Annotated in this window: 23 protein-coding genes; 15 read left to right on the forward strand and 8 right to left on the reverse strand. The window is 72.6% G+C overall.

Annotation, left to right across the window (positions count from 1 at the left end):
* Positions 1 to 112 precede the first annotated feature (112 nt).
* The 10 genes from IEX42_RS16390 to IEX42_RS16435 all read left to right on the forward strand — a co-directional run bounded on the left by IEX42_RS16390 (position 113) and on the right by IEX42_RS16435 (position 12,201).
* Entirely contained in the window at positions 113 to 1,612 is a 1,500-nt protein-coding gene (locus IEX42_RS16390) for an LCP family protein (protein WP_188780742.1), read from the forward strand.
* 184 nt (positions 1,613 to 1,796) lie between these two features.
* Positions 1,797 to 2,741 (forward strand): glycosyltransferase, encoded by a 945-nt coding sequence (locus IEX42_RS16395; protein ID WP_188780743.1) that lies wholly within the window; start codon positions 1,797 to 1,799, stop codon positions 2,739 to 2,741.
* Positions 2,738 to 3,673, forward strand: coding sequence for a glycosyltransferase family 2 protein (locus tag IEX42_RS16400; RefSeq protein ID WP_229660928.1), 936 nt, complete (start codon positions 2,738 to 2,740; stop codon positions 3,671 to 3,673). The genes IEX42_RS16395 and IEX42_RS16400 overlap by 4 nt, the downstream gene beginning before the upstream one ends.
* A gap of 64 nt (positions 3,674 to 3,737) precedes the next feature.
* Entirely contained in the window at positions 3,738 to 4,910 is a 1,173-nt protein-coding gene (glf, locus tag IEX42_RS16405; RefSeq protein WP_188780744.1) for a UDP-galactopyranose mutase, read from the forward strand.
* Complete coding sequence (locus IEX42_RS16410) at positions 4,910 to 6,910, forward strand: glycosyltransferase (RefSeq protein ID WP_188780745.1); 2,001 nt, start codon at positions 4,910 to 4,912, stop codon at positions 6,908 to 6,910. The genes glf and IEX42_RS16410 overlap by 1 nt, the downstream gene beginning before the upstream one ends.
* Positions 6,907 to 7,905: an ABC transporter permease gene (locus IEX42_RS16415; protein WP_229660929.1), complete on the forward strand. Its 999-nt coding sequence runs from the start codon at positions 6,907 to 6,909 to the stop codon at positions 7,903 to 7,905. The genes IEX42_RS16410 and IEX42_RS16415 overlap by 4 nt, the downstream gene beginning before the upstream one ends.
* Before the next feature lie 28 nt (positions 7,906 to 7,933).
* Positions 7,934 to 8,752, forward strand: coding sequence for an ABC transporter ATP-binding protein (locus IEX42_RS16420; protein ID WP_188780746.1), 819 nt, complete (start codon positions 7,934 to 7,936; stop codon positions 8,750 to 8,752).
* A 205-nt stretch (positions 8,753 to 8,957) separates the two neighbouring features.
* Positions 8,958 to 11,801 (forward strand): FG-GAP-like repeat-containing protein, encoded by a 2,844-nt coding sequence (locus IEX42_RS16425; RefSeq protein WP_188780747.1) that lies wholly within the window; start codon positions 8,958 to 8,960, stop codon positions 11,799 to 11,801.
* A gap of 23 nt (positions 11,802 to 11,824) precedes the next feature.
* Positions 11,825 to 12,073: a nitroreductase family protein gene (locus IEX42_RS16430; protein ID WP_188780748.1), complete on the forward strand. Its 249-nt coding sequence runs from the start codon at positions 11,825 to 11,827 to the stop codon at positions 12,071 to 12,073.
* Positions 11,962 to 12,201, forward strand: coding sequence for a hypothetical protein (locus IEX42_RS16435; RefSeq protein WP_188781209.1), 240 nt, complete (start codon positions 11,962 to 11,964; stop codon positions 12,199 to 12,201). The genes IEX42_RS16430 and IEX42_RS16435 overlap by 112 nt, the downstream gene beginning before the upstream one ends.
* A gap of 3 nt (positions 12,202 to 12,204) precedes the next feature.
* Here the strand turns inward: IEX42_RS16435 and IEX42_RS16440 are convergent, their stop codons facing one another.
* Both IEX42_RS16440 and IEX42_RS16445 read right to left on the reverse strand, forming a co-directional pair.
* Positions 12,205 to 13,122, reverse strand: coding sequence for an aminoglycoside phosphotransferase family protein (locus IEX42_RS16440; RefSeq protein WP_188780749.1), 918 nt, complete (start codon positions 13,120 to 13,122; stop codon positions 12,205 to 12,207).
* A complete protein-coding gene (locus IEX42_RS16445; protein WP_188780750.1) occupies positions 13,119 to 13,799 on the reverse strand; it encodes a TIGR03089 family protein in 681 nt (226 codons plus the stop codon). Before IEX42_RS16445 ends, IEX42_RS16440 begins: the two co-directional genes overlap by 4 nt.
* 52 nt (positions 13,800 to 13,851) lie before the next feature.
* Here IEX42_RS16445 and IEX42_RS16450 point away from each other — a divergent pair, with 52 nt between their 5' ends.
* Positions 13,852 to 14,946 (forward strand): mannose-1-phosphate guanylyltransferase, encoded by a 1,095-nt coding sequence (locus tag IEX42_RS16450; protein ID WP_188780751.1) that lies wholly within the window; start codon positions 13,852 to 13,854, stop codon positions 14,944 to 14,946.
* Between the two features lie 5 nt (positions 14,947 to 14,951).
* Here the strand turns inward: IEX42_RS16450 and IEX42_RS16455 are convergent, their stop codons facing one another.
* From IEX42_RS16455 to cofD, 3 genes are all read right to left on the reverse strand, one after another.
* Positions 14,952 to 15,593: a DUF3105 domain-containing protein gene (locus IEX42_RS16455; RefSeq protein ID WP_373286205.1), complete on the reverse strand. Its 642-nt coding sequence runs from the start codon at positions 15,591 to 15,593 to the stop codon at positions 14,952 to 14,954.
* A 152-nt stretch (positions 15,594 to 15,745) separates the two neighbouring features.
* A complete protein-coding gene (gene cofE, locus IEX42_RS16460; protein WP_188780753.1) occupies positions 15,746 to 16,705 on the reverse strand; it encodes a coenzyme F420-0:L-glutamate ligase in 960 nt (319 codons plus the stop codon).
* Positions 16,702 to 17,727: a 2-phospho-L-lactate transferase gene (cofD, locus tag IEX42_RS16465; protein ID WP_188780754.1), complete on the reverse strand. Its 1,026-nt coding sequence runs from the start codon at positions 17,725 to 17,727 to the stop codon at positions 16,702 to 16,704. The genes cofE and cofD overlap by 4 nt, the downstream gene beginning before the upstream one ends.
* Before the next feature lie 166 nt (positions 17,728 to 17,893).
* Between cofD and IEX42_RS16470 the strand changes: the two genes are divergently transcribed.
* The 3 genes from IEX42_RS16470 (at position 17,894) to IEX42_RS16480 (ending at position 22,492) form a co-directional block, all read left to right on the forward strand.
* Positions 17,894 to 18,160, forward strand: coding sequence for a WhiB family transcriptional regulator (locus tag IEX42_RS16470; protein WP_188780755.1), 267 nt, complete (start codon positions 17,894 to 17,896; stop codon positions 18,158 to 18,160).
* Between the two features lie 103 nt (positions 18,161 to 18,263).
* Positions 18,264 to 21,074 carry a glycosyltransferase family 2 protein gene (locus IEX42_RS16475; RefSeq protein ID WP_188780756.1) on the forward strand — a complete coding sequence of 937 codons (2,811 nt, stop codon included), beginning with the start codon at positions 18,264 to 18,266 and terminating at the stop codon, positions 21,072 to 21,074.
* Positions 21,071 to 22,492, forward strand: coding sequence for a DUF5719 family protein (locus tag IEX42_RS16480; RefSeq protein ID WP_188780757.1), 1,422 nt, complete (start codon positions 21,071 to 21,073; stop codon positions 22,490 to 22,492). The genes IEX42_RS16475 and IEX42_RS16480 overlap by 4 nt, the downstream gene beginning before the upstream one ends.
* 9 nt (positions 22,493 to 22,501) lie before the next feature.
* Here IEX42_RS16480 and IEX42_RS16485 read toward each other — a convergent pair whose 3' ends face one another.
* On the reverse strand, positions 22,502 to 23,077 hold the full coding sequence (locus IEX42_RS16485) for a metallopeptidase family protein (RefSeq protein WP_188780758.1): 576 nt from the start codon (positions 23,075 to 23,077) through the stop codon (positions 22,502 to 22,504).
* A 50-nt stretch (positions 23,078 to 23,127) separates the two neighbouring features.
* Here IEX42_RS16485 and IEX42_RS16490 point away from each other — a divergent pair, with 50 nt between their 5' ends.
* Positions 23,128 to 23,496 (forward strand): DUF3499 domain-containing protein, encoded by a 369-nt coding sequence (locus tag IEX42_RS16490; RefSeq protein ID WP_188780759.1) that lies wholly within the window; start codon positions 23,128 to 23,130, stop codon positions 23,494 to 23,496.
* Positions 23,497 to 23,502: 6 nt separating this feature from the next.
* On the opposite strand, the gene IEX42_RS16495 is transcribed toward IEX42_RS16490, so the two are convergent.
* Positions 23,503 to 24,540 (reverse strand): GNAT family N-acetyltransferase, encoded by a 1,038-nt coding sequence (locus IEX42_RS16495; RefSeq protein WP_188780760.1) that lies wholly within the window; start codon positions 24,538 to 24,540, stop codon positions 23,503 to 23,505.
* A gap of 28 nt (positions 24,541 to 24,568) precedes the next feature.
* A complete protein-coding gene (locus tag IEX42_RS16500; protein ID WP_188780761.1) occupies positions 24,569 to 25,258 on the reverse strand; it encodes a hypothetical protein in 690 nt (229 codons plus the stop codon).
* Between the last annotated feature and the right edge of the window lie 117 nt (positions 25,259 to 25,375).

A 25,375-nucleotide genomic window follows, 5' to 3' on the forward strand; every position in this document is an offset into this window, starting at 1 on the left:
GCTACCCGCTCGACGAATCGGGACCTGTGCGGCGCGTCGGTTCTTCTGAGGCTGATGTGACTGGTGATACTGACCGGGCAGTACGGCCGACACCCAGCCAGGAAGGCTCTCGATGCCACCCGTCTCTTCCCCCGGGTCGCTCGCTGTCTCGTACGACGACGTGCGCCACCAGGTGAGCCGGGCCGCCCACGCCCGTGCCCGGATGCGCTTTCGCCGCGCGCTGACGCTGATGGCGATGACGCTGCTGCTGCCCGGCTCCGCGCAGATCGCGGCCGGCAGCAAGACGGTCGGCCGGATCGCGCTGCGCGTGGTGGCCGGGCTGCTGGTCACGGTGGTGCTGCTGCTCGGGATCGGCCTGATCTTCTCCGGCTTCGTCTACTGGCTGCTGGCGAACACGCTCGTGCTCGGCCTGGTCAAGTACGGCCTCATGCTCGTGGCGCTCGGCTGGGCGTACCTCTTCCTCGACGCCTGGCGCCTCGGCGACCCGATGCGGCTGCGGCAGAAGCAGCGCCTGGCGATGGTCGGCGTGAACGGCTTCCTCTGCTTCGCCGTCGCCGGGTCGCTGCTGTTCGCCTCCCACATCGTCACGGTCCAGCGGGACTTCATCGCGACGATGTTCACCTCCGACACGGTGACCCAGGCCCACGGCGGCCGCTACAACGTGCTGCTCCTCGGTGGTGACTCCGGCAAGACCCGCTGGGGTCTGCGGCCGGACAGCCTCACCGTCGCGAGCATCGACGCCGACAGCGGCCGGACGGTGCTGTTCGGGCTGCCGCGGAACATGCAGAACTTCACCTTCCCCGAGGGCTCGACGATGGCCAAGGCCTTCCCGAAGGGGTACGACTGCGACACCTGCGAGCTGAACTCGCTGGTCACGTGGGCGAACGACCACAAGGACAAGTTCCCCGGCGTCGCCAACCCGGGGATCGAGGCCACCGAGCAGGCCGTCGAGGGGATCACCGGCCTGAAGATCAACTACTACGCGATGGTCAACCTGGGCGGCTTCCGCAAGCTGGTCGACGCCGTCGGCGGCGTCACCCTCAACGTGCGCGACCGGATCCCGAAGGGCGCGCTCGGCGACTTCGACGGCAAGTCCTACATCGAGCCCGGCCGGCAGAAGCTGGACGGCGCGGACACGCTGTGGTTCGCCCGCTCCCGGATGGCGGCCGACGACTACTCGCGGATGGCGCGGCAGAAGTGCGTGATGAGCGCGATGCTGCACCAGCTCGACCCGAAGACGGTCGTGCTCAACATCGGCAAGATCGCCGACGCCGGCGCGGCGATGGTCGAGACCGACGTCCCCGGCTCCGAGCTCGACACGTTCATGCAGCTCGCGCTGAAGTCGCGCTCGCTGCCGACCCGGACGGTCTCCTTCGTGCCGCCACTGGTGAAGACCTACGACCCCGACATCGCCAAGATCCACAGCGTGGTCGAGAAGACGATCAAGGGCGAGAAGTCGAGCGCCGACACCAAGAAGGCGGTGCAGGCGGCACCGAAGTCGGACTCGCAGGGGTTCGCCAAGACCAAGTCGCAGACCACCGGCGGCTCGATCGGCAACATCAAGCAGGGCTACGCGGCGAACCAGACCGCTGACCTGTCGGGCTCCTGCTGAATGACGGTGGGCCGCTCGCGGGGTCTCGACGCGCTCCCTTCGACAGCCTCAGGACGTCGCGCTGGCGCTCGCTGCTCGACCGCCGGTGGTCGAGCCCGAAGCGAGCTCTGCGAGCGAGGACGTCGAGACCCGGTGACGTGGGCACGGCGGTGACCCGAGCACGGTGCGCCTAGACTCGCGCGGCGTGCCTGCTGAGACCGACGAGCGCCCGCGGATCGTCGCGGTCTCGGTGACCTTCGACCGCCGCGAGCTCGTCACCCGGCTCGTACGCGCGGTGACGGCGGGCAGCGTCGTCCCCGACGAGATCGTGGTCGTGGACAACGCGTCCCGCGACGACACCGTCGCCGCACTGGAGGCGCTGGCCGGCGAGCTGGACGTGCCGCTGCGCGTCGTACGCCTGGCCAGCAACACCGGTGGTGCCGGCGGCTTCCACGCCGGGCTGGTGGACTTCCTCGCCGGTGACGCCGACCTGGTCTGGCTGATGGACGACGACGGTGTGCCCGCACCCGACTGCCTGGAGCTGCTGCTGCCACGTGTGACCTCCGGTGCGCTGGACTTCGCCGGACCCGTCGTGGTGGCCGAGGACGCCCCGGAGCGGCTGTGCTTCCCGATCCGGCTTCCCGGCGGCACCCGCGTCGCCCGCGACGTCGCCGGGGTCGAGGCCGCCTCGACCGACGGAGTGGTCGGCGGCGTGGTCATCCCGTTCAACGGGGTGCTGCTCACCCGCGACCTCGTGCAGCGGATCGGCACCGTCGAGGAGCGCTTCTTCATCTGGGGCGACGACGTCGAGTACCTCTGGCGCGCCGAGCGGGACGGCGCCCGGGTCGGCACCGTGGCTGCCGCACGCTTCGCGCACCCCGCCACCGACGACCTGGGCACGCCGATGGCGTTCGGGCGTACGACGTACAACCACTCGCCCTCGGACCTCAAGCACTACTGCATGTGCCGCAACAACGTCGCCAACCTGCGCACCTACCGCGGGCTGCCCTGGGTGGCGGCGTTCGCGGCCAAGACGGTGTGGTTCTACCTGTTCACCCGTCCCGACCTGCGGAGACTGCGGATGAGCCTCGCCGCGATGCACGACGGGTTCTGGGGGCGCTGGGGCCGGCACGAGAGGTACCTGCGGTGAGCCCCGAGTCCGTCGCCGTCGTCGTGGTGACCTACAACCGGGCGGACCTGCTGGCGGGCATGCTCGCCGGCCTCGCGGGTCTGGACCGGGCCCCGGACGAGGTGCTGGTGATCGACAACGCGAGCACCGACCACACCCCCGAGGTGCTGCGCGGCTGCGACCTGCCCGGGCTGCGCGTGGTGCGCTCGGAGGAGAACCTCGGCGGCGCCGGGGGCTTCCACCTCGGGCTGCGGCTGGCCCACGAGGCCGGTCACGACCGGGTCTGGCTGATGGACGACGACGTGGTGCCGGCGCCGGACTGCCTCGACGTGCTGCTCGCGGCGGGGGAGGGGTCCACCGACGCCCTGATGGCGGTCCGGGAGGACCGCTCGGGTGCCCTGGTGGAGAAGGCAGCCCTCCGCTTCGACCTCCGCAACCCGCTGGCGATCAAGCCGAAGACGGCGATGGTCGAGACGACGTACGGCACCCGCGCGGCGATGCCGGAGCGCGTCGCGCTGGAGAACGTCGCGTTCGAGGGGTTCCTCGTGCACCGGGCGACCGTGGACGCGATCGGGCTGCCGGACCCGTCGTTCTTCATCTTCTACGACGACTGCGACTACGCGATCCGCGCCCGCCGCGCCGGCTTCGGGATCTGGGGGGTCCGCGACGCGCGCCTGGTGCGCCAGCTCGACTTCGACCAGCAGCACGACCTGGCCGGCTGGAAGGGCTTCTACATGTTCCGCAACCTCTTCGTCGTCCACCAGCGGTACGGCGAGAACCTCGCGGTGCGCCTCAAACCCTGGCTGATCACCCTCGTCGTGCTGCTGCTCTCGCCGGTCCAGGGCGGCCGTGGGCAGGCCCGCAACGTCGTCCGGGCGCTGCGGTCCTCGCGTGGGATGCGACACGTCCCCGACTCGGCTCGTCGAGCCGGGCCCACAGCCTCGCTACAGTGATTCCGGCCCGCGGCACGAGCGCGTGCCTGCCTGTCCTCGAGCGCCTGACGGAGTTGTCTTGGCTGTGAACCCTGATCTGGTCGTCGTCGGCGCCGGATTCTTCGGACTGACGATCGCCGAGCGCTGCGCGGCCGACCTGGGCCTGCAGGTGCTGGTCCTCGAGCGCCGCGCCCACCTCGGTGGCAACGCCTGGTCCGAGGCCGACCCTGACACCGGCATCGAGGTGCACAAGTACGGCGCGCACCTGTTCCACACCAGCAACGCCAAGGTGTGGGAGTACGTCAACCGGTTCACCGACTTCACCGGCTACCAGCACCGGGTCTACTCCCAGCACGGCGGCGAGGTCTACCCGCTGCCGATCAACCTGGGCACGATCAACCAGTTCTTCCGCTCGGCGTACTCCCCGGCCCAGGCGCGCGAGCTGATCGCCGAGCAGTCGGCCGAGCTCGACGGCAAGGAGCCGGAGAACTTCGTCGAGAAGGGCGTGTCCCTGATCGGGCGGCCGCTCTACGAGGCGTTCATCGCCCACTACACCGCCAAGCAGTGGCAGACCGACCCCGAGAAGCTGAGCGCCGACATCATCAGCCGGCTGCCGGTCCGCTACACCTACGACAACCGCTACTTCAACGACACCTACGAGGGGCTCCCGGTCGACGGGTACGCCGCGTGGCTGGAGCGGATGGCCGACCACCCGAACATCGAGGTGCGCACCGGCGTCGACTTCCGCGATCACCGCGAGGAGTACGTCGGCACCGTCCCGGTCGTCTACACCGGGCCGGTCGACGAGTACTTCGACCACGACGAGGGCCGGCTGTCCTGGCGCACCGTCGACTTCGAGCGCGAGGTCGTGGACACGCCCGACTTCCAGGGCTGCCCGGTGATGAACTACCCGGACGCGGACGCCCCGTACACCCGGATCATCGAGTTCCGGCACTTCCACCCCGAGCGCGACTACGACTCGAAGCAGTCGGTGATCTTCAAGGAGTTCTCGCGGTTCGCCTCGGACGCCGACGAGCCGTACTACCCGGTCAACACGCCCGAGGACCGCGAGATGCTGCTGCGCTACCGCGACCGCGCCCGCAATGAGCCGAACGTGCTCTTCGGAGGCCGGCTCGGCACCTACAAGTACCTCGACATGCACATGGCCATCGGGTCGGCGCTGTCGATGTTCGAGAACAAGCTTCGTCCGCACTTCGCCGACGGCGAGGCGCTGACGTCCGGAGGGGTGGACGCCTGATGACCCGACGACTGCTGCAGCGCCAGATCATGCCGGTGGACCGCGACGCCGACGTGCTGCCTCTCTACGTCGACCCCGAGGGGGCGGCGCTCGACGCCGACAAGTACGAGGTCGGCTCCAACCGCCAGGCCCAGCAGCTCAACGTCGCCCAGATGCGCCAGGGGGTCCGCTCGGGCGTCTCTGTGCACCCGGACCAGATCCGCTCGCGCACCGCGCTCCGGGTGCCGGCCAGCGACCGGCTGTCGTTCGGCACGTACTTCAACGCGTTCCCGGCCAGCTACTGGCGGCGCTGGAGCGTGGTCTCCGAGGTCCGCCTCACCGTCACGGTCACCGGACCCGACGCGACGGTGATCGTCTACAAGTCCATGGCACGCGGCAACAGCCAGCGCGTCGGTGCGGAGACCTCCGAGTCCGACGGGTCCTCGACGTTCTCGTTCGACCTCAGCCTCAAGCCGTTCGTCGACGGCGGCTGGTACTGGTACGACGTCGTCGCCGGCGAGCAGGATGTCGTCGTCGAGTCCGCCGAGTGGACCGCCGAGGTGTCCGAGGACCGGTCGGCGCACGGCACCGTCGACATCGGCATCACCACGATGAACCGGCCCGACTTCTGCGCCGACCTGCTCACCCAGCTGGGTGAGGACGAGGTGCTGCGGCCCTACCTCGACACCGTGTTCGTGGTCGAGCAGGGCACCGACAAGGTGGTCGACTCCGACCGGTTCGCCAAGGCCGAGTCGGCGCTCGGCTCGACGCTGCGGGTCATCGAGCAGGCCAACCTCGGCGGTTCCGGCGGGTACGCCCGCGGGCAGCTGGAGTCGGTGACGAAGGCGACCGCGGACTACTTCATGTGCATGGACGACGACGTCGTCTGCGAGCCGGAGGGTGTCGTCCGCGCGGTGACGTTCGCCGACCTCGCCCGTCGCCCGACGATCGTCGGCGGGCACATGTTCAACCTGTACGCCCGCAGCCGGCTGCACAGCTTCGGCGAGATCGTCCAGCCGTGGCGCTTCTGGTGGGAGTCGGCGCCCGGCGTGTTCGGCGACTGGGACTTCTCCTCGCGCAACCTCCGCTCGACCCGCTGGCTGCACCAGCGCATCGACGTGGACTTCAACGGCTGGTTCATGTGCCTGATCCCGCGCCGCGTGCTCGAGGACGTCGGGCTGTCTCTGCCGCTGTTCATCAAGTGGGACGACTCCGAGTTCGGCCTGCGGGCCAAGGAGGCCGGCTACCCGACCGTCACCTTCCCCGGCGCCGCGGTGTGGCACATCCCGTGGACGGACAAGAACGACGCGCTGGACTGGCAGGCGTACTTCCACGTCCGCAACCGGTTCGTGGCGGCGCTGCTGCACTCGCGCTACGCGCGCGGAGGACGGATGGTGCGCGAGGACCTCAACCACACCATCGCGCAGCTGGTCTCGATGCAGTACTCCACGGTGGAGATCCGGCACATGGCGCTGCGCGACGTGCTGGCCGGCCCGGAGGGGCTGCACGACCTGCTGCCGACCCGGCTCGCCGAGGTCAACGCCCACCGCAAGCAGTTCACCGACGCCAGGCTGCAGTCGGACCCGGACGCGTTCGCCGCGGTCCGCCGGGAGAAGCCGCCTCGCAAGGGCAGGGACATCACCCGCGTCCCGGGCCGGCTCTCCACCCTGGTCACGGCCGGCCTCGCGCCGCTGCGCCAGCTCAAGCCGGTGCGGTCGATGTCCCGGAGCAACCCCGAGGTCGAGATCCGCGCGATGGACGCCAAGTGGTACCGGCTCGCTGCCTTCGACTCTGCGGTGGTGTCGATGAACGACGGCACGTCCGCGGCGCTGTACCAGCGCGACCCCGAGCACTTCCGTCGGCTGGTCAACGAGACCGTGGGGCTGCACCGTCGACTGCTGCAGGAGTGGCCCGACCTCGCCGAGCGCTACCGCGCCGCGCTGCCGGAGATCACCGGACCGGAGGCATGGCGTCGTACCTTCGAGGAGACCAGTCCCGCGAGCCGGAGGGGATCTCGATGAGCGACGTCAAGGGTCGCCGCGACAACGCCGCGAAGCGCGCACGTGTCCTGTCGCGCACCAAGGCGGCGATGCCCGTCGCGCCCTCGCTGGACGGCCCGCGGACCGAGCGGGCGGTCGACGCGGAGCTGGAGTCGCCGGTGCCCAAGGGCGGCATCGTGGGCGTGCTGCAGCAGCCGTACCTGCTGCGGCTGCTCGTGCGTCGCCAGCTCGCCCAGCAGTACGCCGCCTCGCTGCTCGGCTTCTTGTGGTCCTACATCCAGCCGGCGTTCCGGTTCGTCGTCTACTTCCTGATCTTCGGCTACGTCTTCAAGATCCACCAGGGGACGCCGAACTTCGCGATCCACCTGTTCTGCGGGATCGTCTTCGTCCACTACTTCTCCGAGACCGTCAACGGCGGGGTGCGCTCGATCTGGAGCAACCGGTCGCTGGTCAAGAAGATGGCGATGCCCCGGGAGATCTTCCCGGTGTCCTCGATGCTGGTGGCGGCGTACCACACCCTGCCCCAGTTCGTGCTCCTGTCGGTGATCTGCGTGGTGGTCGGCATCACCCCCGACTGGACCGGTCTTGCGGCGCTGCTTCTCGGCATCGCGATCATCGTGGTCTTCTCGACCGCGATCGCCCTGCTGCTCAGCGCGGTGAACGTCTACTACCGGGACTTCCAGAACATCGTCGCCACCCTGCTGCAGATGATCCACTTCATGGTCCCGATGATGTACCCGATCTCGCGGATCCAGCAGCTCGGCGCCGACCACCCGGTGCTCTACCAGCTCTACATGGCCAACCCGGCCTGCCAGGCGGTGCTGCTGGTGCAGCGCTTCTTCTGGTACGGCACCAACAAGCACGACGGCAAGGCCGCCGGCATCAACGGCTCGGGAGGCTTCCCCCCGGACATGTTCCTGCGCGGCATCATCACGCTGGTCCTCAGCATCGTGCTGCTGTGGCTGTGCCAGAAGGCGTTCAGCCGTCTCGAGTCGAAGTTCCCGGAGCGGATCTGATGGCTGCGTCGCGAAGGGAGTCGGTCCGATGAGCGTGTCCATCGAGGTGGAGAACGTCAGCAAGGTGTTCTCGATGCACTACCACCGCACGCTCAAGCAGCTGAGCGTCGGCATGGTCAAGCGCCAGGAGACGAGCAAGACCTTCCAGGCCCTGACCGACGTGAGCTTCACCGTCGAGCAGGGCGAGGCCGTGGGCCTGATGGGGCTCAACGGCTCGGGCAAGTCCACCTTGCTCAAGCTGATCAACGGGGTGATGAAGCCTGACGTCGGCACGATCCGGACCCGGGGCCGGATCGCCGGCCTGATCGCGACGGGCGCCGGCTTCCAGCCGCAGCTCTCGGGTCGCGACAACCTGTTCCTCAACGCCGCGATCCTGGGGATGAACGAGGCCGAGACGAAGGCGAAGTTCGACGAGATCGTCGACTTCGCCGACATCGGTGAGTTCCTCGACACCCCGGTCTCGCACTACTCCTCGGGCATGTACGCCCGGCTCGGGTTCTCGATCGCGGTGCACGTCGACGCCGACGTCTTCCTCGCCGACGAGGTCCTCGCGGTGGGGGACCGGCCGTTCAAGCAGAAGTGCATGGCCAAGATGCAGGAGATCCGCAGCCAGGGGACGACCATCTTCTACGTCAGCCACGCCGCGGCCTCCGTGGAGTCGATGTGCGACCGGATCCTCGTGCTCGAGTCCGGCAACCTGAACTACGACTCCAAGGTGGTGCCGGACGGAAGCGTGCAGGGCGGCATCCGCTACCTGCACTACGACGAGCCCGAGACAGACGCCGGTGACGAGGTCTCGTCCGGGGTGTCGGCCCGCAGCGATGCCGCACTGGGAGCCGACATCTGACGCCCGGTGCAGCGCCGGTGGATTTGACAATCGCCATAAATACAGCCGTGTAATTCTCGAATTACACGGCTGTATTTATTTCTGATCTCTTCCGTGACGCGTGTTGCTGATGTGAAACTCGGTGCGTCGTTTCCCTTTTCCTGGCATTTTCCGGGGTCAGGGTGGCGATGCGCCGACCCTTCCCCAGCCGCTCGGAGCCGTCCGCATGTCGAAGTCCCGCTACGTCACCTTCTGCCAGCAGCTCCTCGCCACGGCCGTGGTGATGGCGCTCGCGTTCACCGCCGCCGGGGTCCTCGACCTGCGGATCACACCGGGCTCGGACGAGAGGAGCACCGCACCCCAGGAGTCGGCCGCCGAGGCGCCGGTCGCCCCGAAGCCGGTGGCGCCGCGCGTGCGGCAGGTCTCGTTCGGCGAGAAGCCGGCCCCGACGCAGCAGCCTGCTGCGCCCGAGCTGCGCGGGATGCCGCAGGTCGCGACCTCCGGCACCCAGGCGGTCAGCGGACTGGCCACCGTCGGGGTCACCTGGGACCGGACCGACCCGCAGCCGGAGGACGGGATCGAGGCGCAGGTCCGCACCCTGTCCGCCAACCGGTGGAGCGGCTGGGAGGCGCTGGAGTACCACGACGACCACGGTCCCGACGCCGGGGACGCCGACGAGCGCGACGGCACCGACCCCTCCGTGGTCGGGAAGGCCGAGAAGGTCGAGGTCCGCGTGTTCAGCGCCCAGCGCCGCGCACCGAAGGGCCTGCGGGTCGTCCTGATCGACCCGGGCACGAACCGGTCCGAGGTCGCGAAGCCCGCGCTGGACCGCTCGGGGACGGTGCCGTCCGACCAGGGCGATCTCGAGCTGTCGTCGGCGTCGACGGCGACGAAGGTGAGCGCCCCGCAGCCGAAGATCTACTCCCGCGCCCAGTGGGGCGCCGACGAGCGGATCCGCGAGAGCGGGAACCCGTCGTACGGCACCATCCAGGGCGGATTCGTGCACCACACCGTCAACGCGAACAACTACACCGAGGCACAGGTCCCGGCCCTGATCCGAGGGATCTACGCCTATCACGTCAAGGGTCGTGGCTGGCGCGACCTCGGCTACAACTTCCTCATCGACCGCTTCGGCAAGATCTGGGAGGGCCGGTACGGAGGCATCACCAAGGCCGTCCAGGGCGCCCACACCGAGGGCTACAACGAGGTCTCCTTCGCCGGCTCCGCGATCGGCAACTTCGACGTCGCCCAGCCGCCCCAGGCGGTCGTGAACGCGTTCGCGTCGCTGATGGCCTGGAAGCTGTCGCTCTACGGCATCCGGGCCGACTCGATGGTCACCATGAAGGGCCGACGCTTCCACGCGATCAGCGGCCACCGGGACACCAAGTCGACCGCGTGCCCGGGGAAGTACCTCTACGCGAAGATCCCGGAGATCCGCACGCGCGCGACGGCGATCCAGACCAAGGCCAGCACGCCGACGCCCACCCCCAAGCCCACCCCGACGCCGACCCCGACGCCGACGCCGACCCCGACCGTGCCCAACGGGCCCGCGATCACCCCGAAGGCGGCCTCCCAGCTGCCCACCTCGCTCAACGTCCTCGGCAGCTCCTGGCCGGACCTGTACGTGCGGGAGAAGGGCAGCAACAAGATCCGCGTGCTGCAGACCGGCGGCCAGCTCGGCTTCTCCGCTCCGGCGATCTCGACACGTCCGTGGTCGGGCTTCGACACGCTCACCCTGGCCGGCGACCTGAACGGCGACGGCTTGGGAGACCTGGTCGCGCGGAACAAGGCGGACCGGAGGACGTACGTCTTCGCGGGCAACGGTGCGGGCGCCTTCCCGACGACGCTCGGCTACACCGGCGCCTACGCGGCCTACCGCTGGTTGGTCGGCGCCGGCGACGTCGACGGCGACGGGAAGCCCGACCTGGTGGCCGGCGACGCGCAGAACCGGCTGCTGCTGGTGCGCGGCAACGGCAAGGGCGGCTTCCTGGCGCCGCAGGTCCTCTCGTCGGGCTGGGGGACGAAGGTCGTCTCCGCCGTGGCGGACGTGACCGGCGACGGACACCCCGACCTGCTGGTCAAGGGGACCGACGGCAAGCTCGCCGCGACCCCCACCTACGGCGCGAGGATCGGCGCCGCCCGGGCGCTTCCGGTCCCGGTCACGGCTGCGTCGACGGTCGTCGCCGGAGACATCACCGGCGACAAGCGGCCCGACGTGCTGGTCCGCGGTGCCGACGGGCGGACCATGGCCTACCTCGGCAACGGCGCCGGGTCGGTGAGCCCGCGGCCGTACGGACCGTTCGGCTCGCTGGCCGGGATCGCCATGCCCAGCGCCGGTCCGGTCAACCCGGGCGGCGGTCTGCGGATCGTCGGTGGGGGAGCCTCGAACCGGCTGGCCGCCTTCACCAGCAACCAGCGCCCGAACCTCGCCGGCATCAGCGCGACCTCGCTGACGCTGCCCGACGCGGCCCAGCTGCTCAACGTCGGCGACTGGAACGGCGACGGCAGGGCCGACCTCGCCTCGCGGGCCGCGACCAGCGACTACCTGTGGATCCGGCTGGGCGACGGCAAGGGCGGCTTCGGCTCGATGCAGCTGATGGGCAAGGGCTTCGCCGGCGTCAAGCAGCTCGCCGCCGTCGGTGACGTCACCGGTGACAACCGGCCGGACCTGGTGGGCCGCACCGCCTCCGGGGTGATGGTGGTCTACGCCGGCGACGGTGCCCACGCGGTCAAGGCTCCGTTCAGGGCCCCCGCCAAGCTGCGCTCGTTCAACCAGATCGGGTCGGCGCTGTGGAACGGGACGGACGTCGGGTCGCTGCTGTTGTCCGCCGGCGGCGGGTTCACCCCGTACGCCCCCGGTCGCGCCGCTGCCGCCCTCGCGGCCGTCGCCCCGGCCGGGTCGCTGGACTGGGTGATCGGTCCCGGTGACCTCGACGGTGACCGGGTCCCCGACCTGGTGGTGCGCGACAAGGCCTCGGGCGACGTCTACCTGGTGCCCGGCACCGCTACCGGCTTCGGACCGCGACGCCTGCTCGCGCCCGGCCTCAGCACGTACGACCTGGGCGGCTGACCGGCGGTGGCAGACTCCTCGAGGTGACCGGCCTGCACCCGCTGCTCGCCGGCCGCGGGAGCCCGACCGCGTTCGATGGCGCTGCGGAGGTCACGGACGAGGAGGCCGCCACGCTGCTGGAGGCGGCGCGGTGGGCACCGTCGGCCGGCAACTCCCAGCCGTGGGCCTTCGTCCTCGCCCGGCGGGGCACCGTCTGTACGTCCGTCAGCTCCGGGCGTTCGACCGTGAGGGTGTCGCCGCCGACTTCGAGGTCTCGCCCGGGTGGCAGGTGAGCACGATGTCGGCGATCGGCTCGGTCGTGCCCGCAGCGCCCGGCGAGCCGCCGCGTCCCGAGGAGCCCCGAGTCCGCCGGGCCGGCGACGACCTGGTCTGGCCGCGGGCGGGCGTCACCGAGCGCTGAGGGTCAGCTCGCCTCACGCAGCACCGACCTGGCCATGCTCGCGCGTGCCGCGCAGCGCATCGGCATGGACTGCCAGTAGTACGGGAACGTGAGGACGGCGACGAGGAGCGCCCAGGCCATCCCTCGCAGCCAGGTGGCGTCGTCGACGCGGAGGTGGCGGCGGAAGGCGGCCCGGCCCTGTGGGTCGAGCGCCTCCCAGCCGACGACGAGGTCGACCGTCGGGTCGCCGACCGCCAGCCCGCCGAAGTCGAGGACGCCCGCGAGTCGTCCGTTGTGCACGAGGAGGTTCTCGGTGAACAGGTCGCCGTGCAGCCAGCGCACGGCGGAGTGTGCCGGTGGTGCGGCTGCGAGGGCGCTCTCCCACACCACCAGCACCCGGTCGAGGTCCAGGTCGAGGTCGGGGATCGCGCGGCACAGCTCCGCGGCCTCGCGCAGGTCGACGTCCACGGCCTGGAGCGGGCCCGCGCGGTACGACGACACGGCCGGGTCCTCGCGTGCGGCGTCCGGGACGGCGGCGTCGCGCAGCTGCGCGACGAACCGGGCCAGGTCGTCGGCGAGGGAGTCGGTGTCGGTGACGGGCGAGGCCGGCGGTGTGGTCCCGTCCAGCCACGTCGTCACGGACCACTTCTCGCGATAGCCGTACGCCGGCTCGCCCACGGCAACGACCTCCGGCGTCGCCACGCTCAGAGCCGGTGCGACGACGGGGAGCCAGCGCGCCTCTGCCTCGATCGCCGCGGTGCCGCCGGGCTGGCGTGGCAGCCGGACGAGGAGCTCGTCGCCGAGGCGGAACAACGCGTTGGTCGAGCCCGACGCGAGGAGCGGCCGGACCGGCAGGTCGGCGTACGTCGGCAGCGATCGCGCGAGTAGCCGGCGGACCAGCGCCGCGTCGATCGCCAGCTCGTCGGCGTGGAGGCGTGTCACGACGGGGCGCGGACCTGGCGGGTGGCCTGCTCGACCGAGGCACGGTGGTCCCAGCCGGCCGGGTCCGCGTCGGCGACCCAGACGACCGACCCCGGGCCGGCCAGCGACGCGACGAGCAGGTGGGCGCCGTCGGGCGTGACGGGATTCAGGTCGGTGAGGACCCGGTCGGCGGACGTACCGGCGGCGCCGCTCAGCTCCGCCCAGCCGGCGCCGTCGTACGCCACGGCGTCGGGGCCGGCGGGCAGGCCGAGGAAGCTGTCCGGCTGGCCGGGCCACAGCGCGCCGAGGTCGAGGACGCCCCGAGGCGGGTCGGCGACGCGCGCGGCGAACGGCCCGAGGCCGGTGACCATCCGCTCACCGGAGGGCGGCACCCGGTCCGGCACACCGACCCAGAGGTCCGCGCCCTCGCCCACGACCTCCGCGCCGACCAGCCAGCACGCGCCGAGGAGGACCGGCCCGAGCCAGTGGGTCGGCAGGTCCAGCCGCACCGTCGACCCCTCGGAGAGGTCGGCGTCCTCGACGAGGACACCGGCGGTCTTGGCCACCCAGTTCGCGTACGTCGTCACCGACAGCTCGGTGCGCTCGCCCGTCGTGTCGTCGTAGAAGGTGACGAACGGCTGCCCGGGGTCGGTCCGCAGCCGGGCGGTGAGGGCCTGCTCGAAGGTGGGGTGCGCCATGACGGCGAGGATACGAAGCAGGGCGTCGTCCCTGCCTGCGAGGATGCGCGCCATGACCCAGGACGCGACGCAGGGACCCGGTGACCGCCTCTGGGCGATCGTGCCCGCCGGGGGTGCCGGGACCAGGCTGTGGCCGCTCTCGCGGGCGTCCTCACCGAAGTTCCTCCACGACCTGACCGGGTCCGGGCGCACGCTGGTCCAGGCGACCGTCGACCGGCTCGTGCCGCTCGTGGGCGAGCGGCTGCTGGTCGTCACCGGGACGGCGCACCGTGACGCGGTGCTTTCGCAGACCGGGCTGCCCGGGGAGCGGGTGCTGGCCGAGCCGACGGCGCGGGACTCGATGGCGGCGATCGGACTGGCGGCGGCCCACGTCGAGCGGATCGACCCCGACGGGCTCGTCGGCTCCTTCGCCGCCGACCACGTGATCGGGGACGACGCGCTGTTCCGACGGACCCTGGTCGAGGCCGCCGCGGTGGCCGACACCGGTCTGCTGGTCACCATCGGCATCGAGCCGACGGGCCCGTCGACCGCGTTCGGCTACGTGCGCCCCGGTGCGCCGCTGGACGGGTTCGCGTCGGCGCGGGCGGTCGTGGAGTTCGTCGAGAAGCCCGATGCGCAGCGGGCGGCGGCGTACGTCGAGCAGGGCTACCGCTGGAACGCCGGGATGTTCGTCGCCCGCGCCTCGACCCTCCTGGACCTCCTGGCCGCGCACCACCCACCGCTGGCCGCGGGGCTGCGCGCGATCGCCGCAGAGCCCGGCTCGCTGGAGGAGCGGTGGCCGGGCCTGCAGAGGATCGCCATCGACCACGCGGTCGCCGAGCCGGCCGCAGCGGCCGGGCGGGTGGCCGTCGTGCCGGGCTCCTTCGGCTGGGACGACGTGGGCGACTTCGCCTCGCTGCGCGAGCTGCTGGACCGAGGCGCTGCCGACCACACGCTGACGGTGCTCGGCGACCCCGACCGGGTCGTCGCCCACGAGGCCACCGGGCTGGTGGTGCCCGGAGGGCGGGTGCTGGCCGTGGCCGGTCTCGAGGACGTGGTCGTCGTCGACACCGGCGACGCGGTGCTGGTCACCCGCGGCGATCGCGCGCAGGACGTCAAGCGGCTCGTGGAGCAGCTACGCGGCGCCGGACACTCCGACCTGCTCTGACCGGGTCAGGCGGCGCCCGGCTCCGGTGCGCTCTCCTTCGGGTGCTCGGTGACGAAGGACTTGATCACCGAGCCGGAGACCTTGTCGCAGTACTGCCAGACGCCCTTCTGGTCCGCAGGCCCGGTCCAGTGCGTGATCGCGACGTGCGCGCCGTCGGGGAAGGCTCCGCCGTCGGCCTTGTCGTACGGCGCGGCCATGACGTACGAGTCCAGGCCGAGCTTGCTGGTGATCTGCTCCAGCGCCTCGTAGTCGGCGTCGCCGGCGGTGATCGAGTCGTCGTACCAGACGATCGTGTGGCCGTGCTCGAGGCTGTGCACCATCCGCTCGAGCTCGGGGCGGTCCTGGCGGGAGTAGAACGTGCGGATCTCCGAGCCGTAGAGGAAGTTGCCCCAGTGCTTGCCGAAGGCCGGCGGGTGGTCGGGGTAGGTGATCGGCGTGCCCGGGTTCTCGTGCTGCCCGGAGCCGGTCGCGTCCTTGGTGACCGGCGCGCGGCACCCGGCCGCGTTCTCGGACACCCCGAGCGAGGCCAGGTCGGCATCGGCGAGCTTCTTGTCCGCCGAGCGGTCCTTGAGGAACGGCACCAGCGCCGCGAGGATCAGCCCGATCACCACCACCGCGGCGGCGCCGAACACCGCGATCGCCCGCATGCGCTCCTTGCGGGCCGCGGCCTGCTGGGCGGCACGAGCGGCCTCCGCGCGGGCGCGGCGCTCTTCCTGCTTCTGCTTCTTGGTGGCCACGGGGCCCTCTCGGCTCGGGTGGTCGGGGCGGACGTTCGGCGCCGTCACCGGTCCGGACGAGCCTAGCCAGTGGCTGGTCGTCGCCCCGGTCGCCACTCGAGCGGGTCGCCACCGTCCGGCGTCCACCCGAGCGCGTGCCCGAGCGCGGCGAGCGGGGTGTCGTCACCGGCCCGCTCGAGGCGTACGACGTCCTCCGTCCCGGTCGCCCGCACCCCGAGCCTGCGGAGCGCGTCGACGACGTCGCCGGCCGGCGCCGGCGCGCCGAAGGCGTCGGGCTGCTCGCCGGCCAGTGCCGCGACGACCGCCTCCCGCGCCCCGAGGGCGAACATGTCGCCGCTCAGGTCGCGGGTCAGGCTCCGCGCGCCGGGGCCGTGGTCCCCGTCGGGCAGCACCAGAGCGGCCAGTCCGCGGACGACGGCGACGGGCCTCCCGGTGAGCTTGCCCTTGACCAGGTCGGCGGCACCGGCCAGCTCGTCGACCAGCGCGGGTGCGGTGACGGCGAGCTCGTTGCCGTGGGCGTCGACGCGCCCGGCGTGGTCGTCGAGGACCTCGATGCCCGCGGCTCCGATCGCGAGGTCGCTCTGCCCGTGGCGCCAGGCACGGCCGGCGGTGTCGGTGACGAGCACGGCGACGTTGCGCCCGGTGCGCTCGCGCACGCCCTCCCGCACCGCACGTGCGGAGGCGTCCGGGTCCTCGGGCAGCAGCAGCACGTGGCCCGTCTCGACGTTGGAGGCGTCGATGCCCGCCGCGGCCATCACCAGCCCCTGAGGGTTGGCGACGATGGAGGTCGGTCCACGGCGCGCGACGAGGCGGACCGTCTGGCCGGGGAGTGCCTCGTCGCGGGTCCCCGCCACGGTGCGTCCCTCGGCCTTGGAGACGATCTTGGAGGTCAGCACGACGACGTCGCCGTCGGCGAGGTCCGGGAGCGCCGCGACCACCAGCGCGACGAGGTCGGTGCCCACCAGGACCTCGCCGACCCCGTCGGGGGCGAGCACCTCGATGCGGCCCGGGACCGCGCTCATCCGCGCGACAGGGCGATCGCCGCCGCGGCGATCTCGGCGGTCGCGTCGTGGTCGGTCATCATCAGCGGGACGGCGCGGCAGGCGATGCCCGCCCCGGCGACCCGGTCGACCAGCCCGCCGTCGACCTCGTCGACCAGCCAGCCGTCGAGCACACCGCCGCCGGAGCGGGCGCCGTAGTGCTCGGCCACCCCGGCGGCCGACACCTCGACCCCGGTGGCGGTCAGCAGCTGGCGGGCCATCCCGTGCACGTGGTCGCCGCCGACGATGCCGGAGACGCCGACGACCGGCGCGGAGGTCTCGCGCAACGCGTCGCGGACCCCGGCGAGCCCGAGGACGGGACCGATCGAGACGACCGGGTTCGACGGCGGGAGCAGCACGAGATCGGTGTCGGTCAGTGCCTCCAGCACCCCGGGCGCGGGCGACGCCTGGTCCAGCCCGATCACGCTCACGCCGTGGGTGGGCAGCTCGGCGCGGTGGCGGACCCAGTACTCCTGGAAGTGGATCGCCCGCTGCTCGATCGTGCCGTCGGCCCCGGGAGCGTCGACCACGACGTGGGTCTCGGTCCGGTCGTCGCTCATCGGCAGCAGGCGCACGCGGTCGTCGTACGCCTCGGTGAGCCAGCGGCGGCACAGTGCCTCGGTCACCGCGGAGAGCGGGTAGCCCGCGTCCAGCATCTGCGTGCGGACGAGATGGGTGGCGAGGTCGCGGTCGCCGAGCCCGAACCAGGTCGGCTCGACGCCGTACGCGGCCAGCTCCTCCTTCGCGTGCCAGGTCTCACCGGTGCGTCCCCAGCCCCGCTCGGGGTCGATGCCGCCGCCGAGGGTGTACATCACGGTGTCCAGGTCCGGGCAGACCTTGAGGCCGTGGAGCCAGATGTCGTCGCCGGTGTTCGCGATGACGGTGACCCTCGTCCGGGCCGCCTCCCGCTCGATCAGCCGGAGCAGTCCCTGCAGGAACCGAGCGCCCCCGACACCGCCCGAGACGACGGTGATCCGATCCGGGACCCGGCCTTGTGCGTCCACGCTCAACGTCCTCCCAAAGGTGTCGTTCCACTTGACTTCCCCGGAGGATCGGGCATCTAATCACACCAGTGTTGTTTCGCCGGGTGCAACGCCGCCGGGGCACTGGCGAACTGTGGCACGAGGGTCCGACCACCACCGAGGTCGGGCCGGGTCGAAGGGGCGAGACATGAGAGAGCTGTACCTTCTCGAGGACGATCTGTTCGACGAGACCGCAGAGCTGGGCTGGCAGGAGCGCGCATTGTGCGCGCAGACCGACCCCGAGGCGTTCTTCCCGGAGAAGGGCGGCTCCACGCGCGAGGCGAAGCGGGTCTGCCTGACCTGCGACGTGCGCGGGGAGTGCCTGGAGTACGCCCTGGAGAACGACGAGCGCTTCGGCATCTGGGGGGGCCTGTCCGAGCGCGAGCGGCGCAAGCTGAAGAAGCGGGCCGTCTGAGCCCTGCGCGTGCGAGGCATGCGCCCGCGAGGTCGGTGCACGCCTTTCCGGGCCGCCACTAGGGTGGTCTCTCGTGTCTGCCCCCGCCCGAGAGACCCCCAGGGTGGCTGCCCTCCTGGTCAGTCACAACGGGCAGCGCTGGCTGCCCGACGTCCTTGCTGCGATCGAGCGCTCGACCGCCCGGCCGGCCGCGCTGGTCGCCACTGACACCGGTTCGCGCGACGACTCCGTCCAGCTGGTCCGTGAGGCCGGGTGGGACGTCGAGCGGCTGGGCGCGGACGCCTCGTACGCCGAGGCCGTGTCGTCGGGGCTGGCCCGCGCGGGCGACTCCGAGTGGATCTGGCTGCTCCACGACGACTGCGCGCCCGAGCCGGACGCCCTGGAGCACCTGCTCGCCGCCGCCGAGGAGTGGCCCGAGGCGGCGGCGCTGGGGCCGAAGCTGCGCGAGTGGCCCTCGCTGCGCCGGCTGCTCGAGGTGGGCGTGACCATCTCCGGCACCGGGCGTCGGGAGACCGGTCTCGAGCGAGGCGAGTACGACCAGGGTCAGCACGACGACCACCGCGCCGTCCTCGCCGTCAACACCGCCGGGATGCTGGTGCGGCGCGAGGTCCTGACCGAGATCGGCCTGGACCCGCAGATCCCGGTCATCGGCACCGACCTCGACTTCGGCTGGCGGGTCGCCCGCGCCGGCCACGCGAGCGTGGTGGTCCCCGAGGCTGTCGTCTTCCACGTCGAGGCCTCCGAGCGGGCCGTGCGCGACACCCGCCGCAGCCACCCCCACCGCGAGGCGCGGGCGGGCGCGATCCGCACGCTGATGGCCAACGGCCCCGGCCGCGGGCTCCCGCTCAAGGCACTGCTGCTGGCCGTGGGGAGCCTCCTGCGTGCGGTCGGGTTCCTGCTGGTGCGCAGCCCGCGCGAGTCGTGGGACGAGGTCGTCGCCGCGGCGGGCGAGCTCAGGCCGGGGCGGGTCCGGGCAGCACGGCGCGAGCGTGAGCGCACGGCGCGGCTGCCGCACACCGACGTCGTCCCGCTGCTCGCCCCGCGCTGGCTGCCGCTGCGGCACCTGCTCGACTCGGTGGGCGGGTTCGGGACCGCGCTGGTCGACATCGCCCGCGAGGTCGTCGCCGGACGGGAGGTCCGCACCGCCCACACCGTCGACCTCGAGGACGAGGGCGCCGCCACCGAGCCCGGGCTGCTCGGTCTGCTGGTGCGCAACCCGCGGTTCTGGCTGGTCCTGGGCAGCGTGGTGCTGGCCGTCGTCGCCTGGCGCGCCGTGCTGGCCGGCGGGTACCTCCAGGGGGGCGCGCTGCTCCCCGTCCCCGACCGCGTCGGGCACTGGTGGTCGACCTGGTCGGCGTCGACGCACCTGCTCGGTGCGGGCACCGCCGCACCGGGGCCGTCGTACCTGCTGCCGCTGGCGCTGGCCGGGACGGTCCTGCTCGGGCAGACCGGCTGGGTGGTCTGGTTGCTGTTCGTGCTCGGCGTGCCGCTGGCCGCGCTGTCCGCGCTGCGCTTCCTGCGTCGCATCGTGCCCGGTCGGGTCGCGCCGCTGTGGGGCGCGGTGGCGTACGCCCTGCTCCCGGTCGCCGCCGGCGCCACGGGCCAGGGCCGCCTGGGCACCGTCGCCGCGGCCGTGCTGCTGCCCTGGGTGGCCACCAGCGCCCTGCGCCTGACGGCGCCCGACGACGACCGCCGCTGGCGCGCCGTGTGGCGTACGACTCTCGGGCTGGGGCTGCTGGTCGCGTTCGTCCCGCCCGCGTGGTTCCTCGCCGTCCTGCTGCTGGGCGGGCTGCTCGTCGCCGGCCTCACCCGCGACCGCGCCCGCTGGCGCGGGCACCGGTGGTGGGGCGGTCCGGTGGTGGTCGCGGTGGTGCCGCTGGTGCTGGTGCTGCCGTGGTTCCTCGGCACGCTCGGGACCCCCGCCGCCTGGCTCCTCGAGGCCGGCTGGACCGGCTACCCGGCACCCGACGCGGACACCCTGGGCCTGCTGCTCGGCCGCGCCGGGGGAGCCGGCGCCGCTCCGGTCTGGCTCGGCGCCGGGACGGTCGTCGCCGGGGTGCTGGCCGGGTTCCGCGCCGACACCCGACCGCGCGTCGTCGCCGCCTGGGGCGTGGCCCTGCTCGGTGCGGTGCTGGTCGCGGTGTGGTCGCACCTGTCCCTGGCGCTGCCGGGGGTCGACGGCGACCTGCGGCCGTACGCCGGCTTCTTCCTCCTGGTCGTGCACGCCGCGCTCGTGGTCGCCGCCGTGCTCGCCGGTGACGGGCTGCGGGCGCGGCTCGGGACGACCGGGAAGGGCCCGGTGGAGCTGCTGCGGCTCCCGGTGGCGGCGGTCGGGGTGGCCGCCGCCCTCGTGGGCATCGTGGGTACCGCCGCGTGGTGGGTCGCCGGCCCCGGGGGACCGCTGGAGCGCGGACCGGTCGAGGGCGTGCCGTCGTACATGACCCAGCTGGCGCAGGCCGATCCCGCCAGCGGCGTGCTGGTGCTCGAGGGTGGTCGCCGGGACGGGGTGACCTACCGGCTGCTGCGGGAGGGGCCGCTGCGCGTCGGGGACGACGGCGTCGTCGCGGTCACCGAGCCCGACCCGAGGCTCACCGGCGTCGTCAGCCAGCTGGTGGGCGACCCCCAGCCCGAGAACGCGCGCACGCTGGCGTCGTACGGGGTGGCGTACGTGTACGCGCCGTCGCCGGTCAGCCCCGCCGTGAGCGGCAGCTTCGACGCGGCGACCGGGTTCTCCCGGGCGAGCTCGCCGCGACCCGTCGACGCCGCGTGGCGGCTGCAGGACGAGCCGACACTGAGCGCCGTCGACGACAGCCGTGCGTGGTGGAGACCGGTGCTGCTGGCCCTGCAGGTGCTGGCGGTGGTCGCCGTGATCGTGCTCGCCACCCCGACCCGAGCCTCCCGGAGGACGCGATGACCAGGGCTGGAGGGCGCCGTCGCGCCGATGTGCCGGAGCCGGTCGAGACCGCGCGCCGTTCCCGAATGCTGCCCGTCGCGCTCGTGGTGCTGGTGCTCGTGGTCGGCGTCGCGCTCTGGCTCGCCGGTCGCGCCGGTCCGGTCGCGTCGCCGCGCGGCGGCGAGTCCGTGGTCGAGCCCGACCAGCAGCAGGTCGTCTGCCCGGCCGGGCAACGGGCCGGGACGAGCCGCGTCGGGCTCCTGCCCGACGCCGACGGCGACGTGACCGAGGGCGGCGAGACGGTCGACGTACGTCCCGGGGGTGTCGTCTCCCGCGACGTCCCCGCCGACCAGCCCGAGGTGCTGACCGCCACCGGCGGCGCCACCCGCGGTCTGTTCGCGACCACGGAGGTCGGCAGCAGCGGACTGGCGGGGTGCGTGTCGCCCCGAGCGTCCTGGTGGTACGCCGGCGCCGGCGGCTCGCCGTCGCACTCCTCGGTCCTGCGGCTGACCAACCCGGGCACCGGGCCGGCCGTCCTCGACGTCGACGTCTGGGGCCCGGACGGCGAGGTCCCCGGCCCGCAGCTGCGCGGGGTGTCGCTCAAGCCGGGGGAGAGCAGGACGCTGCGCCTCGCCGATCTCGCTCCCTCGCCGGGCAGCCTGGCCGTCCACGTCGACGTGTCGCGGGGCCTGGTCTCCTCGAACCTGGTCGACACCGTGGTCCCGCTCACCGCCCGGTCCGCCGGGACTGAGGAGGACGTGCCCGTGGCGCGCGGGCCGAGCCGACGGGTCACCGTCAACGGCCTGGGCGTGCCGGAGGGCGGCGTGCTGGCCGGCGACCGCCTCCCCGCCAGCCTCCAGGAGGGCGCCTCGGTGGTGCTGCTCAACCCTGGTGAAGGCCCCGTGACCGCGCGTCTGCGGCTGAGCGGGTCCGACGGGCTCAGCCAGCCGGAGGGGCTCTCGCAGACCACGGTGCCGCCGCAGAGCACCGTCACGGTCCCGCTCGGGTCCGCAGTGAAGTCCCGGGCCCAGGCGCTGGTCGTGGACGCGGACGGGCCGCTCGTCGGCGGCTACCAGTCGCCGGGAGCCCGCGACCTCGTGCACGGTGTGTCCGGGGCGGGCTGGGAAGGTCCGGCCGCGGTCGCGCTCCCGGGCAGCGGGAGCGCCCGCGTCGAGCTCACCGCCCGGGGAGGTGCGGCCGCGGTCACCCTGTCGTCGTACGACACCCGGGGGCAGCGGCTGGAGCGCCGGAGCGTACGGGTCGGGGCGCGCAGCACGGTCTCCGCCGACGTGCCCGCGAAGGCGGCGTCGGTCGTCGTCGACTCCGACGGCGGCGTCACCGGCGCCGTCCAGGTACGCCGCGACGCCGGGACGTCGCTGCTCCGGCTGGTGCCGCTGCTGGAGGCGCTGCGGGTGCCGGACGTACGTCCCGGCGGCTGACCGCCCGGATCAGTCGTCCTGCGGGTAGCCCGGGTGCAGGGTCGCCGGGTCGGCGCCGAGGAGGTCGGCGACCTGGTCGACGACCACCACCAGGACCAGTGCGGTGAGCTCGGCGAGGCCGTGCGTACGGTACTCGATGGGGTGGCGGTAGAGCACGATCCGGGCGCGGCTGGTCCTCGTCGCGTCGACGAGGGTGCCCAGCGGCGCCTGGTCGCCGAGCCAGCCCGCGGGTACGGCGGGCACGTCCTCGACAGCGACGTCCACCGGCGGCAGCCGGTCGCCGAGCCGGGCCTCGACGTCGTCGAGCACGTCGAGGGCGACCTGGTCGAACCGTTGCCGCCGGGTGCGCGTGGCGGGCACGCCGTCCGGCGCCAGAGGGGTCGCTCCGGTCGGGTCGGGGAGCCCGGCGCGGTGGTCGGGCCCGCGGCGCCCGCGCCCGTGCCGGTCGCGCCGACCGGAGCGGTGAGCCGGCGCTGCAGGGGGCTCCTCGGTCGTACGGACCGGACCGGGACCCGGCCCGTCCGGAGTGCCGGCGGTGGACGGCTCGGGACGCTCCGGCCACTCCTCGGACACCGCTCGGGACATGGCCGCGAGCCTAGTCCGACGTACGCCGACCGAGAGGTAGCGTGCGCCGGGTGAGCAGTCGTCGGTGTACGCGAACGGCCTGCGGCAACGGTGCCGTGGCCACGCTGACGTACAACTACGCCGACCAGACCGCCGTCCTCGGGCCGCTCGCGACCTACGCCGAGCCCCACGCGTACGACCTCTGCGCCCGGCACAGCGAGCGGCTCAGCCCGCCCCGTGGCTGGCAGATCCTCCGCCTGGGCCCCGACCCGTCGACGCAGGGCCCCTCCGGCGACGACCTCGCCGCGCTGGCCGATCTCGTCCGTGAGGCGGGCAAGCCGCCTGCGCCCACCGGCCCCCGGCGCGAGCCCGCCGGCGAACCGATCCCGATGGATGCGCGCTCGCGCCACCTGCGCGTCCTCCGCTCGGTCGACGACTGAGTCGGCTCAGCTGCCGGTCCGCCCGTCGATCGCCTCGCGGACGAGGTCGAGGTGGCCGCAGTGCTGGGCGTACTCCGCGATCATCCGTAGGACCAGCCAGCGCAGGTCGACGTCCTCGTACCAGTCCAGCGGGCGGGCGGTCTCGTCGAGCCCGTGGGCGGCGACGATCTCGCGCGAGACCGCGCACTCCGCGCGCCAGGTCGCGAGGTCGGCCTCGAAGTCGGCGTCCGCCGGCGGGTCGAAGTCGAGGTCCGGCTCGTCGGCGGTGATGAAGAGGAACGGCACGTCGCGGCGCTCGAAGTTCTGCTGGAACCACCACCGTTCCACCCCGGCCAGGTGTCGCACCAGCCCGTGCGCCGACATCGTCGACGGCGCTACCGGTCGGGACCGCGCCTGCTCGGCGGTGAGCCCGCGGCACTTCATCTGCACCGTCGCGCGGTAGTGGTCGAGGTACGCCGCCAGCGCCTCACGTTCGTCCGCGACCCGCGGGATCCGCGGCCGGTCGTCGTCGGCCCAGACGGGCGAGTACCCGTCCTCGCCGAGTCCTGACTCCGAGGTCGTCTCGGGCCGTGCGGCGAGCGGTCGCTCCATGCGGATCTCGCGACTGCCGTCGGAGGACCCGACCTCGCCGACCGCGACGAAGCCCTGTCGGCGGTAGAAGTCCTGAGCGTGCTCGTTCCCTGCGGCTACGTGCAGACGGAGCCTCGCGGCGCCAGCGGGAAGATCTGCGATGACCCTCTCGAGCAAGGCGCGACCGCAGCCGCGACCGTGGTGTTCGGGAAGCACGTAGAGCTTCCAGAGCATCGGTTCGTCGTCCAGCTTGCCGACCACCGCGACGCCGATCACCCCGCCGCGCGCCTCGGCGACGTACGTCGTGCTCGTCGTCATCCCGCGCAGCACCGCCTCGTGAGACCACCAGGTCTCCAGCCCGCGGCTGACGTACCCGGCGCCGAGGAGCGGCTCGTACGTCGCGGGCCAGGTGGCGTGCCCCACCGCTCGGATCGCGTCAGCATCGGCGGTAGTAGCGAGACGGACCCGAGTCATCTCGGCAGCATCGCATGGCATGACTGGGTCAAGCGGCAGGCGCAGAGCTGCCCAGCCAGTCGAGACGGAGACCGTGTGAGCCCACGAGGTGGACAACGTGGTGGGACGCACCAGTGAGCGGTGGTGGCCGAGACGAGTACGCATGGTCGGTCGGCGTCGTCACGGTCGTCTCGGCGCTGGTACCGGTGGTGCGCCAGCCCGGGTGGTTGAGGCGCTGGTTGCAGGCGGCGCAGAGGCCCTCGGCGTTGGTGTCGGAGATGCGGCCGAGGGTGCCCATCCGGTTTGCGAGACGGGCGTCGACCGTGGTGCGGTCCTCGCGGGAGAGGACCGCGGTCTCCCTCACCAGGGCCGTCGCCTTGAACTCGCTGATCTCGCCGGTCGTCAGCGCGGCGAGCGCGTGCGGCATCTCGCGGGCCAGGCCGAGGTGCCGCCCGCCGGTGTGAGGCGACTCGCGACGAGCCAGCGCGACCATGCCGCCGACCGATCGGGCTGCTGCAGCACGTTCCTCGCGGTTGCTGCACTCGCTCTGGGCCCGGGCGTCGAGGACCGAGGTCGCTCGGACCTGGAGGGCGGCCAGCGCCGCCTTGAGCCGCTCGGCCTCGGCGACCAGGTCGACCAGCACCGCGCCGTCGAGCTCCGCAAGCGGCTCGGCGGCCATCGACCCGCGGTCGCACGCCAGCTCTCCAGCTGGTCGAGGGACGCGGGGGGGAGGTGTCATGGATCGATTGTATCGAGCATGTGTACTAATTGAAGGGGTCTCGACGGATACCTTTGTCGCTGGCGCTCTCGCGCTGCTCGGCCGCCTCGCAGGTGGTTGAGCCCGACCGAGCGCCAG

The sequence above is a fragment of the Marmoricola endophyticus genome (assembly GCF_014644415.1).
Lineage (GTDB): Bacteria > Actinomycetota > Actinomycetes > Propionibacteriales > Nocardioidaceae > Marmoricola > Marmoricola endophyticus.